Source organism: Gordonia sihwensis, from assembly GCF_029632925.1.
Lineage (GTDB): Bacteria > Actinomycetota > Actinomycetes > Mycobacteriales > Mycobacteriaceae > Gordonia > Gordonia sihwensis.
In genome coordinates, this window is sequence record NZ_CP121248.1 from 2262096 (window position 1) to 2275013 (window position 12918).

The window sequence follows — 12918 nt, forward strand, 5'->3', positions numbered from 1 at the left end:
CCCGTTGTTCGACCCCGAGATCGCCGCCGCATACAGCGCCCGCGGAACCGTGTCCCCGGAAACCTTCGCCAGGGTGATGGACGATTACCGAACGCGGTCCGAGCGCGCAGTCCGGGATCTGCCCGGCGCCCGCGGCGTCGCCTACGACGAGCACAGCGACGAGGTGCTCGACGTGTGGGGGATCGCCGACGCTCCCCGTCCGGTGTTCCTGGTGGTCCACGGCGGATACTGGCGCTCGCTGTCACGCCTGGACACCGCGTTCATGGCGCGCACACTGGCCGACCACGGTATCGCCACCGTCGCTGTCGACTACGGACTGGCTCCGGCGACCTCCCTGCCCGAAATGGTCCGTCAAGTCAGGGCGGCCGTCGCATGGGTGCATCGCGACGGACCCGCTCACGGCCTCGATCGCAACAGGATCGTGGTCTGCGGCAGTTCGGCGGGTGCTCACCTCGCCGCGACCACCATGATCGGCGGTTGGCAGGCCGACCTCGGGCTGCCCGATCGCGCAGTGCACGCCGGCCTGCTGATCAGCGGACTCTATGATCTGCGGCCGCTGATCCACGCCGAGGCGAACGAGTGGCTCTTCCTGACCGAGCAGTCCGCTGCCGACCTCAGCCCGGCCCTCGCACCGCTGCCCGACGATCCCGCTCCGGCGGTGATCGCCATGGCCGAGCATGAGGCCGACGGCTTCCGCCGGCAGAGTCGAGACTTCCACCGGCATTGGGCCCGCGGAAGTGCCGGCCCGCTCCTGACCGTTCCCGGACGGAACCACTTCGACGTCTTCGTCGACCTGGCCGATCGCGACACCGAACTGTCGTCGGCCGTGCATCATCTCTTCGCCCTGACCGCACCGACCCACACCCCGAAATGAGGACCCCCGTCATGTTCCGCAAGATCCTTGTCGCCAACCGAGGCGAGATCGCGATCCGCGCCCTCCGCGCGGCCGTCGAGCTGGGCATCACCACCGTCGCGGTGTACCCGCACGAGGACCGGAACTCTCCCCACCGGTTCAAGGCAGACGAGGCGTACCGGATCGGCGAGCCCGGGCATCCCGTTCGGGCCTACCTCGATGTGGACGAGATCATCCGTGTCGCGAAGGAATCCGGTGCCGACGCCGTCTACCCCGGATACGGATTCCTCTCCGAGAACCCCGAACTCGCACGGGCGTGCGCCGCGGCCGGGATCACCTTCGTGGGTCCGACAGCCGAAGTCCTTCAGCTGACGGGCAACAAGTCTCGAGCGATCGCCGAAGCCCGCGCCGCCGGGCTCCCGGTCCTGGCGTCGACCGAACCCTCCACCGATGTGCAGACGCTGCTGGACGCCGGCGAGTCGATGACCTTCCCGGTCTTCGTCAAGGCCGTCTCGGGCGGCGGTGGCCGCGGCATGCGCCTCGTCGACGATCCCGCGCTCCTGCGCGCGGCGCTCGAAGAGGCCTCCCGCGAAGCGGAGTCGGCGTTCGGCGACGGTGCGGTGTACATCGAGCAGGCGGTGAGCGGGCCGCGGCACATCGAGGTCCAGATCCTCGGCGACGCCACCGGCGATGTCGTCCATCTCTATGAGCGCGACTGCTCCGTCCAGCGTCGCCATCAGAAGGTCATCGAGCAGGCACCCGCTCCGGACCTGCCCGCGGACCTGCGCGAGCGCATGTGCGCCGACGCCGTGCGCTACGCACGCCACATCGGCTACACCTGTGCCGGGACGGTCGAGTTCCTCCTGGACCGCAGCGGCGACTACGTGTTCATCGAGATGAATCCCCGCATCCAGGTGGAGCACACCGTCACCGAAGAGGTGACCGACGTCGATCTCGTCCAGACCCAGTTGCAGCTCGCCGCCGGAGCCACCCTCGCCGGTCTCGGACTGTCGCAGGACACGATCGCGCTGCACGGTGCCGCCATGCAGTACCGGATCACCACCGAGGACCCCGCGAACGAATTCCGGCCCGACACCGGACGCATCACGGCGTACCGGTCGCCCGGCGGCGCCGGCGTCCGCCTGGACGGCGGGACCACGGTCGGCGCGGAGGTCGGCGCCTACTTCGACTCCATGCTGGTCAAGCTCACCTGCCGGGGGTCCACTCGCGACATCGCGCTCGCCCGCGCCCGCCGCGCGCTGATGGAGTTCCGCATCCGAGGGGTGACGACGAACATCCCGTTCCTCCGCGCAGTGCTCGACGATCCGACGTTCCAGTCCGGCGCCGTCGACACCAGCTTCATCGCCGCGCATCCGGAGCTGCTGCACGGCAACGCTCCGGCCGACCGCGGCACACGCATGCTGAACTACCTGGCCGACATCACGGTCAACTCCCCCAACGGCAAGGCTCCGGCGGGCGTGGACCCGGCCTCCAAGCTGCCGCGGCCGGCATCCGAGCGATCCGTGCCGGAGGGCTCCCGCCAGCGGCTCGCCGCCCTCGGCCCCGAACGCTTCGCCGCCGATCTCCGTGCGCAGAAGGCGCTGGCGATCACCGACACCACCTTCCGCGACGCGCACCAGTCGCTGCTCGCCACACGCGTCCGCACCAAGGACCTGACCGCTGTCGCCGGCCACGTCTCCTCGAGTATCCCGGAACTGCTGTCGATCGAGGCCTGGGGCGGTGCGACCTACGACGTCGCCCTGCGTTTCCTGCACGAGGATCCGTGGGACCGCCTGGCGCGACTGCGCGAGGCTGTGCCGAACATCTGCCTGCAGATGCTGTTGCGCGGACGCAACACCGTCGGCTACACCCCTTATCCCACCGAGGTGACCGATGCCTTCGTGGCCGAGGCCGCCGCCACCGGCGTCGACATCTTCCGCATCTTCGACGCGCTGAACGACGTCGACCAGATGCGTCCGGCGATCGACGCCGTGCGCGCGACCGGCACTGCGGTCGCGGAGGTGGCCCTCTGTTACACCGGTGACCTGACGGACCCGGCGGAGGATCTCTACACCCTCGACTACTATCTCCGGCTGGCCGAGCGCGTCGTCGACGCCGGCGCGCACATCATCGCCGTCAAAGACATGGCCGGGCTGCTGCGCGCCCCGGCCGCCACCACGCTCGTGACGGCCCTCCGGTCGCGTTTCGACCTTCCCGTTCACGTCCACACGCACGACACCGCGGGCGGCCAGCTGGCGACCTACCTCGCGGCGTGGAACGCCGGCGCGGACGCGGTCGATGTGGCCGCGGCCCCGATGTCGGGCGGTACCAGCCAACCGTCGATGTCGGCGGTGGTCGCGGCGACCGCCCACACCGACCGCGACACCGGCATCGACCTCGACGCGGTCTGCGAGCTCGAGCCCTACTGGGAGTCGATGCGCGGGCTCTATCACCCGTTCGAGGCCGGCATCCCCGCTCCGACCGGCCGCGTGTACACCCATGAGATCCCGGGCGGTCAGCTGTCGAATCTGCGTGCGCAGGCCACCGCTCTGGGGCTCGCGGACCGGTTCGAGGAGATCGAACGCGCCTACGCCGGTGTCGACCGGGCCTTCGGCCGCCTCATCAAGGTGACGCCGTCGTCGAAGGTCGTCGGCGACCTCGCCCTCGCTCTCGTCGGTTCGGGCGTCAGTGCCGAACAGTTCGCCGCCGATCCGACGGTGGTCGACCTCCCCGAGTCGGTCACCGGGTTCTTCCGCGGCGAGCTGGGCACTCCGGCCGCGGGTTGGCCCGAACCGCTCCGCACCCGGGCGCTCGGCGACACGCCGGCCGTGGCACCGCCGCTCGCCGAACTGACCGACGACGACCGTGCCGGGCTCGCAGCCGACTCGCAGACGCGCCGGACCACACTGTCACGGCTGCTGTTCCCCGGTCCGTCCAGGGAATTCATCGAGCACCGCGAGACCTTCGGCGACACCTCGGTGATCGGCACCCGCGAGTTCTTCTACGGTCTGGTTCCCGGCACCGAACACGTCGTGGAACTCGGACCCGGTGTCACGCTCCTTCTCGGCCTCGAGTCGATCTCCGAAGCCGACGAACGCGGGATGCGCACGGTGATGTGCTGGATCAACGGCCAGCTGCGGCCGGTCCAGGTGCGCGACCGCTCGATCGAAGACGCACGGCCGCGGGCCGAGAAGGCCGATCCGTCGGTTCCCGGTCAGGTGCCCGCCCCGTTCGCCGGCGTGGTCACCCTGGAGGTGTCCGAAGGCGACGAGGTGGCCGCGGGCGACACGATCGCCCATATCGAGGCGATGAAGATGGAGGCGGCGATCACCACGCCGGTGGGCGGCGTGGTCGACAGGATCGCGGTGCCGGGGGTGGCGCAGGTGGAGAACGGCGACCTGCTGATCACGATCACCTCCGGGGTATGAGTGCGGCGGACCGGCCGTCGATCGATCTGCCGAAACTGCTCGACGGCCGGCTGAAGATCCGGCACCTGGTCTTGATCGACGCGCTGTCGCGGCAGGGCAGCGTGATCGGCGCAGCCGCGGAACTCCACGTCACTCAGCCGGTCGCCACGCGAAGCCTGCGCGACATCGAGGCGATCGTGGGTGTGGAGCTGTATGAGCGCGGCCCGCGGGGAATCACCCCCACGATCTTCGGGGCGGCGTTCACCGAGCACGCGCGGGCGATCCTCGCACAGCTGAACCAGGCGGGTCGCCATGTGGTGGAGTTGGCGGACGCCGATCGCGGCACCGTGATCGTCGGGACGCATCTCGCGGGATCGAATGTGCTTCTGCCGCAGGCGATTGTGCAGTTGAAAGCGAAGCATCCGCGACTCACCGTCGTGGTGCGAGAGGGCTCGCCGGAAGCGCTGCTCGCCGAGCTCGAGGCGGGTCGCATCGATATGATCGTCGGTCGTCTGACATCGCCGAGCACATCGACCATCACGCGTCTCCCGTTGTACGAGGAGTCGGTGGAGGTCTTCGCCGGCGCCACCCATCCCCTCGCGGGGGCCGGACCGTTCTCTCTCGCCGACACCCGCGGTTACCCGTGGGTGCTCCCCGGCGTCGAGACCGCCCTGCGCGGGGAACTCGAAGCGGTGTTCGCCCGCAGCGGAACCGCGTTGCCGGAGAACCGTGTGGAAGCAACGAGCTTCCTCACGGTACGGGAGCTGCTGCACCATACGGAGACGCTCGCTGTGCTGCCCAGCCTCATCGGACGCGGCGACGCCCGCCTCACCCCGCTCGACGTGGACCTCGGATCCATCGGGCACAGCGTCGGACTCACCGTCGCCGCCGACCGTCCGCTCAGCCCGTCGGGCCAGGCTCTCGTCGCGCACCTGCGGACGGTCGCCGAAGTACGGCTCGGGTGAGACTGCAGGAAACGGACAGGTCGGCGGCGCCGCCGTCAGTGTTCGGACAGGGTGATCGAAGCTCCCGAATCAGGGTGGTAGTTCCAGAACATCTCCCAGCCCTCCCAGTCGGCCTGCTGCGTTCCGTCGATGGCGCGCGTGCCGAGCACACGCGCGTCCACGCTGGACGGTGCCTTCGTCTGCTCTAGGAGGCAGTCGTACACGGCCTGGGAGGTGGACCGGTCGGGGTGATAGGTGAATTCGATCGTCTTCCCGTCTTCGGCAAGAGTGAGCGTCGAAGAGCTGGAATCGCATTCGGCGACGACGGAACTCGCCGTAACTCGTGACGGCCCGCTGTCGACGACGACGAGGACGATCACCGCGACGATGACGCCGAGAACCACCGTCCCGGCCGCGATCCACGGCACGATGCCGCGTCTCCTCCCCCTCCCGGCGGGCGGTACCGGTGCTGACGGCACCGGAGAATGCGGGACCGAAGGATGCGGAGTGGGGAGCGGCTGCTGCGGGGGACGGTTCATTCCAGTCATGGGCGGAAGTTATCAACCGACTACGACAAAACCGGTGTATCCGACGTTGCGCCGGTCCGCGGACCGCGGTTGGGCGCCGCCGTCAGTGGCCGGCGGCGCCGATCGACTCGTAGGCCCACATCGTCAGGTATGCGGCGGCCAGGAAGACAGCGACCGCGACGGCGACGCCGGACGACTGCACGTGCGCGAAGGGTGATCTCACCCATCCCATCGTCTGGGCGACGACGGCGTCCGGCCGGGTCACGAGATCCCAGGAGTTCCAGCGCTGGAATCGGCCGATGACCACTCCTACGGCGCAGAGGATCACCGATGCGGCGACGGCGGCCCAGCCCGCGGCCCGTCCCCAGTCCGCTTCGATGCGTCGGTGCACCAGCCGCATCGAGACCACGCCGAGCATCACGCCGGTCCATGCCGCGAATCCGTACTGGAGAATGTGCCGCCAGAGTTCGTAGCCTTCGCCCAGATGCACGAGGTCGGTGATCAGGTAGGGCGCGTTGGGCAGGAAGGCCAGCCACGCGAGTCCGAGCGGAATCAGCGCAAGCTTGTTTCGCACGATGACGAAGGCGCACGCGATCAGCAGCGGAAGCCAGGCGAGGAATAGGTTCCAGATCAGGAAACGGGTCGGATACACCAGCGGCGCATGGGGATCGGTCACACCGACGACGATCGTCAACGCCGTCGTCGCGGCCAGGGCGCCGATCAGGGCGAGCCGGCGCCAGGTGAAAGACATCGTGTCCGAAGTCGGCTCTTCTCGCATGGCCACACGGTACGCGAGCGGCCGAGCCCGAGCTCGCCCCGACTCGTCCGGACAGACGACAACACCCCGGAACCGAGGTTCCGGGGTGTTGTTCAGTCAGTCACTCCGACCGACCGCGCGTGAATCAGGCGTTGCCCGACAGCTTCTCGCGCAGTGCGGCGAGCTGCTCGTCGCTGGCGAGCGATCCGCCGGTCTGGGCCGGGCCGCTGCTCGACGAGGTCGACTGCGAAGCCGAGCTCGACGACGAGTAGTCGCTCGGAGCGTTCTCCGCCTCGGCGGCAGCCGCGGCGAACTTCTCGATCTGAGCGGTGTGCAGCTTGTGACGGCGCTCGGCCTCCGCGTAGCGGGCCTCCCACTCCTCACGCTGCTTGTCGTAGCCCTCGAGCCACTCGTTGGTCTCGGCGTCGAAGCCCTCGGGGAAGATGTAGTTCCCCTGGTCGTCGTAGCTGTCGGCCATACCGTACTTCGAGGGGTCGAACTCCTCGGTGTAGTCCTCGTTGGCCTGCTTCAGCGACAGCGAGATGCGGCGGCGATCCAGGTCGATGTCGATGACCTTGACCATCGCGTCGTCGCCGACGGAGACGACCTGGTCCGGAACCTCGACGTGGCGCTCGGCCAGCTCGGAGATGTGGACCAGACCCTCGATGCCCTCTTCGACGCGCACGAAGGCGCCGAACGGCACGAGCTTGGTGACCTTGCCCGGAACGATCTGACCGATCGCGTGGGTACGGGCGAACTGGCGCCACGGGTCTTCCTGGGTGGCCTTCAGCGACAGCGACACGCGCTCGCGGTCCATGTCGACGTCGAGGACCTCGACGGTGACCTCGTCGCCGACGGTGACGACCTCGGACGGGTGATCGATGTGCTTCCACGACAGTTCGGAGACGTGAACCAGACCGTCGACGCCGCCGAGGTCGACGAACGCACCGAAGTTGACGATCGAGGACACGACGCCCTTGCGGACCTGGCCCTTCTGCAGCTGGTTGAGGAACTCGCTGCGGACCTCCGACTGGGTCTGCTCCAGCCAAGCGCGGCGCGACAGAACGACGTTGTTGCGGTTCTTGTCGAGCTCGATGATCTTGGCCTCGACCTCCTTGCCGATGTACGGCTGCAGGTCGCGGACGCGACGCATCTCCACCAGCGAAGCCGGGAGGAAGCCGCGCAGGCCGATGTCGAGGATCAGGCCGCCCTTGACGACCTCGATGACGGTGCCCTTGACGGCCTCGTCCTTCTCCTTGAGCTCCTCGATCGTGCCCCAAGCGCGCTCGTACTGCGCACGCTTCTTCGACAGGATCAGGCGGCCTTCCTTGTCCTCCTTGGTGAGAACGAGGGCCTCGACCTCGTCGCCGACGGTGACGACTTCGTTGGGGTCGACGTCGTGCTTGATCGACAGCTCGCGCGAGGGAATGACGCCCTCGGTCTTGTAGCCGATGTCGAGCAGGACCTCGTCGCGATCGACCTTGACAATGGTGCCTTCGACGATGTCGCCGTCATTGAAGTACTTGATCGTCGAGTCGACAGCGGCGAGGAAGTCCTCGGCCGAGCCGATGTCGTTGACGGCTACTTGCGGCGAGGAAATCGTGGGGGACGACATATGTTGAGTTGCTCCGGACAGGTATCTAGTAGGTACGGTAAACGGGACAGTCTTCGCAGGCTGCGCCCGGTTTCCTTCGATTGTGCGCACCGCCTCGACGTGACGTTCCGGTCGGCGCAGAGTGCATGCTTCGCGCATACACGTGTGCAAGCGTACTACTGCGGGCCTACCTGCACAAATACTGTCTCCGGGACGCGCGCACAGAAGGAGCCGAGGATGGCACATTCGATCGAGATCCTGCCCGATCCCGAGACCGAGGCCGCCGTTCGTGCGCAGTGGGACGCGCTCGAAGCCGCCGGATTGCCGAGCGCGGGCCGGGTGCGGGCCCGGACCAATCGGCCGCACTGCACCCTGCTCGCCGGCACTGCGATCTCGCCCGCCGCCGATTCCGCCCTGGCCTCCACGGCCCAGCGACTGCCCTTCGAGTTCCGAGTCGGCGGCGCGGTCGTGTTCGCCGCCGGCCGCAAGTACACACTGGCCCGCGCGGTGGTGCCGTCGTCGGAACTGCTCACCGTCCATGCGACGATCGTCCGGCTCACCCGCGAACGGGTCACCGAGCTCGCGCAGCACAGCCTGCCCGGACAGTGGACGCCGCACGTGACGCTCGGGCTGCGACTGACTGCCGACGAGCTCGCGGCCGCGCTGCAACTGCTGTCGTGGCCGACCGTCGTAGGACGGGCGTCGGCCATCCGCAGGTGGGACGGCGACGCGAAGGTCGACGTGGTGATTCCCGGCCGAGGCTGCTGAGGTCGACGTGTGCTCCGCGTTCAGTGACCGGCATGCGGTCACTAGGCTCGGAGCCAACGCCATGCCACGAGAGGACCATCTCCATGACTTCCCGACCGCCTCGCGTCCTCGGTGAGATCGACTCGGCCGTCAGCGAACGAGCGAACCGGACATGGTGGGACGGCGAAGCCGACGAGTACCACGAGGAGCACGGCCACTTCATCGGCGGCGACACACCGGGAGGCGAGTTCGTCTGGGGCCCCGAGCGCTACCGGGAGTCGGAGGCCCGGCTTCTCGGCGACGTCGCCGGCCGCGACGTGCTCGAGGTCGGATGCGGCTCGGCGCCGTGCGCGAGATGGCTGAAAACCCAGGGCGCCAACGTGATCGGTCTCGACGTGTCGATCGGCATGCTGCGGCACGGCCTGGAGTCGATGCAGCGCGACGACGCACCGGTTCCCCTCGTCCAGGCCGGCGCCGAGCACCTCCCCTTCGCCGACGAGTCGTTCGACAAAGCCTGCTCGTCGTTCGGCGCCGTCCCGTTCGTCGCCGACTCGGCCCGCATGATGCGCGAGGTCGCGCGGGTGCTGCGCCCCGGCGGCCGATGGGTGTTCGCCACCAACCATCCGATTCGCTGGATGTTCCTCGACGACCCCGGACCCGAAGGTCTCGTGGTTCGTATGTCGTACTTCTCGCGAACCCCATACTCGGAGACCGGCGACGACGGCGAAGTCACGTACGTCGAACACCACCGGACGATCGGTGATCGCGTTCGCGAGATCGTCGCCGCGGGTTTACTGCTGGAGGACATCGTCGAGCCGGAGTGGCCCGACGACCTCGAGGACGAGTGGGGCCAGTGGTCGCCGCTGCGGGGCTCCTACTTCCCGGGCACCGCCATCTTCGTCTGCCGCAAGCCCGAATGAGGCGCGCAGAGCCGTCGAGTCTCGACGGCGCGACCGTCCGCCGTCTCGGGTCTCCCGCCGACCGAGCGAACCCAACCCTCCCGCCGACGAGCGAACCCGGCCCTCCCGCTGGTTGAGCGAGCGGAGCGAGTCGAAACCACCCAGACCACCCTCCCGCGTGCACCAATGGATTTCGACTCACTGCGCGCACGCAACCCGCTGACGGTCACCCAGCGTCAAGCTCGACGCGGCGACTTCGACGATCTGCCCGGAGCCGGCGAACCTCTCGATCTGTCAGACCACGACGACCCGGATTGGTGGATCAAGCGCTACTTGAAGCGAGAGCGGCTCGTCTCACTGCCGCCGTCCCTCCAATTGCGGAAGGACGACGCCGAACTCGACGCCGAACTCGATGCGATGTCCAGCGAGCGGGCCGCGCGCCGCGAGGTGGAGGATTTCAACACCCGGGCGGTCAACGCCCGGTATCAGACCCCGGAAGGGCCGCCACTGATCACGATGCCGCGCGACGTCGAGGCGACCATCGGCGCGTGGGCCGCCCGCCGGGCGGCTCGAGCCGAGCAGGCTCGCACGCACGCTGAGATCGCGACCGACTCCGCTCCGGGCACGAGACGTGGCGGCGCGGCGTAGCCTGGGCTCATGTGCCGCAACATCACCGAACTGCGCGGCCTTGAGCCGGCAGCGACTGACGAAGAGATCCGGGCAGCCGCGCTGCAGTACGTGCGGAAGGTCTCCGGAATCCGCAAAGTCACCGACGCCAACCACGACGCGATCGAGACGGCGGTAGACGCCGTGACCGCGGCGACCGTTGAACTCCTCGACGCACTTCCGGCCCGCAGGCAGCCTCCGCGAACCGTCCCGCCGCTGCGGCGTCCCGAAGTACGAGCACGAATCGCGGCGCGCGAGGCGCGCCGACCGATTCAGTCCTCCTGATCGATCTCCGCCAATACCTTGCGCAATCGACTCCGACCGGAGGACGAGAGCCGACGGAACAACGCCGACTCGACCACGTCCAGGCCCCTGTCGGCCTCACCGAGCCGCTCGGTGCCGGCAGGGGTGATCGTGACGATCTGCCGACGCCGATCCTTCGGGTCCGGGGAACGCGCGGCCAGCCCCTCCTTCACCAAGCCGTCGATGTACGGAACGAGATCGGGCGGATCGACGCGCACCGCCTCGGCGAGCTGCCGCTGATAGAGCCCCTCGCCGTCGACGAGCACCGCGAGGATCGCGTGTTGATGCGGCAGGAGCCCGTGCCGTCTCAGCTCCGCCGCATACGCCCGGCGCACCCCGATCGCCGCCTTCACCAACTGGAAGCCGAGCCGTGCGCTCAGCGAATCGCCGAGAAGGTCTTCTGGCGGCGCCTTACCTGTCATCCCGTCAGCCTATCGAGTGCGGCAACTCTCACCGATTTCGTTATGGATCATAATTGTTGGTTGACCCATTCATTATTGCGGTCTACCTTCAGACGCGAGAACACGTTCCCCAAGCGAAGGACTCTCGAATGATTCAAGAACTCTCGTACGTCGGCTTCGGCTCACCGCGCTCGTCGGACTGGTCGACCTACGGACCCGAGATCGTCGGCGCGATGATTCACAGCCGAACGCCCGACGGTACGGTCCGGCTCGCTGTCGACGACGTCGACTTCCGCATCTGCATCCACCCCGGCGCTACCGACGAACTCCGATACACCGGCTGGGGCTTGGCCAACGAGACCGATCTGCACGCGTTCGCCGAGCATCTCGCGCGCCGCGGATTGAGCCTGGAGTGGGCCGACGCACCGGTCCTGCGCGACCGCGGCGTCGCCGAACTGGCCTGGTTCACCGACCCGTGGGGACTTCGCCACGAACTGTCCTGGGGCAAGGGCGCCACCCCCAACTCGTTCCGCGCGGGACGGACCATGCGCGGCGGGTTCGTGACGGGCGATCAGGGGCTGGGACACATCGTCTACCAGGTACCGGACCTCGCGGAAGCCGACGAGTTCTATTCCGGGGTACTCGGATTCCGGCTCTCCGACCGAATCGTGTCGGATCACTTCGACGTGCGGTTCTACCACGTCAACGGCCGCCACCACTCGCTGGCGCTCGCGGAGGCGCCCGGCCACATCGGCGTGAACCACCTGATGCTGGAATACCAGCACATGGACGATCTCGGCCGCGCGATCGACCTGGTCGAGAAGCATCGCGTCCCGGTGATGCAGACGCTCGGCCGGCACTCGAACGACCTCATGACATCGACCTATGTCGGGACGCCGTCGGGGTTTCAGCTGGAGCTCGGCTACGGGGGTCTGGTGGTCGACGACCTGAGCTGGATCGCCCGCACCTACCGCAAGCCGAGCTTCTGGGGCCACCGCTTCACCGAGGCGGCCCGGACCGATCCGCCCGGGATCCTCACGCCGATCGCCACCGTGTGAGCGGGCCCGCTACAGCAGCTTGGAGAGGAACTCCTGGGTTCGCGCCTGCTGCGGGTTCGACAGCAGCTCACGGGGATCCCCGCGTTCGACCACCACTCCACCGTCCATGAAGACCAACTGGTCGGCCACCTCGCGGGCGAAGCCCATTTCGTGGGTGACCACCACCATCGTCATCCCCTCCGCGGCGAGGGTCCGCATGACCGCCAGCACGTCGCCGACGAGTTCCGGGTCGAGAGCCGAAGTCGGCTCGTCGAAGAGCATCAGCTTCGGATCCATGGCGAGCGCGCGGGCGATGGCGACGCGCTGCTGCTGTCCGCCCGAGAGCTGGGCCGGGTAGGCGTCGGCCTTGGCCCGCAGGCCCACCTGGCTCAGCAGGTCCAGAGCGCGCTCGGTGGCCTCGCTCTTGGACTTCCCGCCGACCAGGACCGGAGCCTCGATGATGTTCTCCAGCGCGGTCCGGTGCGGAAACAAGTTGAAATGCTGAAACACCATCCCGATGTCGCGGCGCTGCCTGGCCGCCTCGCGCGGGCTGAGCTCGTAGAGTCGGCCGCCGCGCTCTCGATAACCGATCAGTTCGCCGTCCACCTCCAGACGTCCGGCGTTGACCTTCTCGAGGTGATTGACGCACCGCAGAAAGGTGGACTTCCCCGAGCCCGAGGGGCCGATCAGACATGCGACCTCGCCGGGTTGCACCTCGATGGACACACCCTTCAGCACCTGAAGGGCACCGAAGTTCTTGCATACGCGGTCGGCCAGCACCAT

The 12918-nt window shown here is 68.2% G+C and carries 13 protein-coding genes; 8 read left to right on the forward strand and 5 right to left on the reverse strand.

Annotated elements, in window-relative coordinates:
• The first annotated feature begins 4 nt into the window (after nucleotides 1-4).
• The 3 genes from P5P27_RS10845 to P5P27_RS10855 are packed head-to-tail and all read left to right on the forward strand — an operon-like array spanning nucleotide 5 to nucleotide 5225.
• Nucleotides 5-874: an alpha/beta hydrolase gene (locus P5P27_RS10845; protein ID WP_222111400.1), complete on the forward strand. Its 870-nt coding sequence runs from the start codon at nucleotides 5-7 to the stop codon at nucleotides 872-874.
• A gap of 11 nt (nucleotides 875-885) precedes the next feature.
• The gene (locus P5P27_RS10850; RefSeq protein ID WP_222111394.1) at nucleotides 886-4281 is read left to right on the forward strand and encodes a pyruvate carboxylase; all 3396 of its coding nucleotides are present in this window, start codon (nucleotides 886-888) and stop codon (nucleotides 4279-4281) included.
• Nucleotides 4278-5225, forward strand: a complete 948-nt coding sequence (locus P5P27_RS10855; RefSeq protein ID WP_260868697.1) for a LysR substrate-binding domain-containing protein — start codon at nucleotides 4278-4280, stop codon at nucleotides 5223-5225. Before P5P27_RS10850 ends, P5P27_RS10855 begins: the two co-directional genes overlap by 4 nt.
• A gap of 35 nt (nucleotides 5226-5260) precedes the next feature.
• On the opposite strand, the gene P5P27_RS10860 is transcribed toward P5P27_RS10855, so the two are convergent.
• The 3 genes from P5P27_RS10860 to rpsA form a co-directional block, all read right to left on the reverse strand.
• Nucleotides 5261-5632: a hypothetical protein gene (locus P5P27_RS10860; protein WP_062367743.1), complete on the reverse strand. Its 372-nt coding sequence runs from the start codon at nucleotides 5630-5632 to the stop codon at nucleotides 5261-5263.
• Nucleotides 5633-5834: 202 nt separating this feature from the next.
• Entirely contained in the window at nucleotides 5835-6509 is a 675-nt protein-coding gene (locus tag P5P27_RS10865) for a DUF1361 domain-containing protein (protein WP_062367742.1), read from the reverse strand.
• Nucleotides 6510-6633: 124 nt separating this feature from the next.
• Nucleotides 6634-8103 carry a 30S ribosomal protein S1 gene (gene rpsA, locus P5P27_RS10870; protein WP_006895416.1) on the reverse strand — a complete coding sequence of 490 codons (1470 nt, stop codon included), beginning with the start codon at nucleotides 8101-8103 and terminating at the stop codon, nucleotides 6634-6636.
• Between the two features lie 216 nt (nucleotides 8104-8319).
• On the opposite strand from rpsA, the gene P5P27_RS10875 reads away from it, so the two are divergent.
• The 4 genes from P5P27_RS10875 (at nucleotide 8320) to P5P27_RS10890 (ending at nucleotide 10679) form a co-directional block, all read left to right on the forward strand.
• Nucleotides 8320-8850: a 2'-5' RNA ligase family protein gene (locus P5P27_RS10875; RefSeq protein WP_006895415.1), complete on the forward strand. Its 531-nt coding sequence runs from the start codon at nucleotides 8320-8322 to the stop codon at nucleotides 8848-8850.
• Nucleotides 8851-8933: 83 nt separating this feature from the next.
• A complete protein-coding gene (locus P5P27_RS10880) occupies nucleotides 8934-9749 on the forward strand; it encodes a class I SAM-dependent methyltransferase (RefSeq protein ID WP_006895414.1) in 816 nt (271 codons plus the stop codon).
• 165 nt (nucleotides 9750-9914) lie between these two features.
• Nucleotides 9915-10376 carry a DnaJ family domain-containing protein gene (locus P5P27_RS10885; protein ID WP_062367741.1) on the forward strand — a complete coding sequence of 154 codons (462 nt, stop codon included), beginning with the start codon at nucleotides 9915-9917 and terminating at the stop codon, nucleotides 10374-10376.
• Nucleotides 10377-10385: 9 nt separating this feature from the next.
• Nucleotides 10386-10679, forward strand: coding sequence for a DUF2277 domain-containing protein (locus P5P27_RS10890; protein WP_006895412.1), 294 nt, complete (start codon nucleotides 10386-10388; stop codon nucleotides 10677-10679).
• Here P5P27_RS10890 and P5P27_RS10895 read toward each other — a convergent pair.
• Nucleotides 10667-11119 (reverse strand): MarR family winged helix-turn-helix transcriptional regulator, encoded by a 453-nt coding sequence (locus P5P27_RS10895; protein WP_278123943.1) that lies wholly within the window; start codon nucleotides 11117-11119, stop codon nucleotides 10667-10669. The two genes, P5P27_RS10890 and P5P27_RS10895, sit on opposite strands and share 13 nt — an antisense overlap.
• Nucleotides 11120-11247: 128 nt before the next feature.
• Between P5P27_RS10895 and P5P27_RS10900 the strand changes: the two genes are divergently transcribed.
• Entirely contained in the window at nucleotides 11248-12156 is a 909-nt protein-coding gene (locus P5P27_RS10900; RefSeq protein ID WP_006895410.1) for a VOC family protein, read from the forward strand.
• Between the two features lie 9 nt (nucleotides 12157-12165).
• Here the strand turns inward: P5P27_RS10900 and P5P27_RS10905 are convergent, their stop codons facing one another.
• A complete protein-coding gene (locus P5P27_RS10905; RefSeq protein WP_006895409.1) occupies nucleotides 12166-12918 on the reverse strand; it encodes an amino acid ABC transporter ATP-binding protein in 753 nt (250 codons plus the stop codon).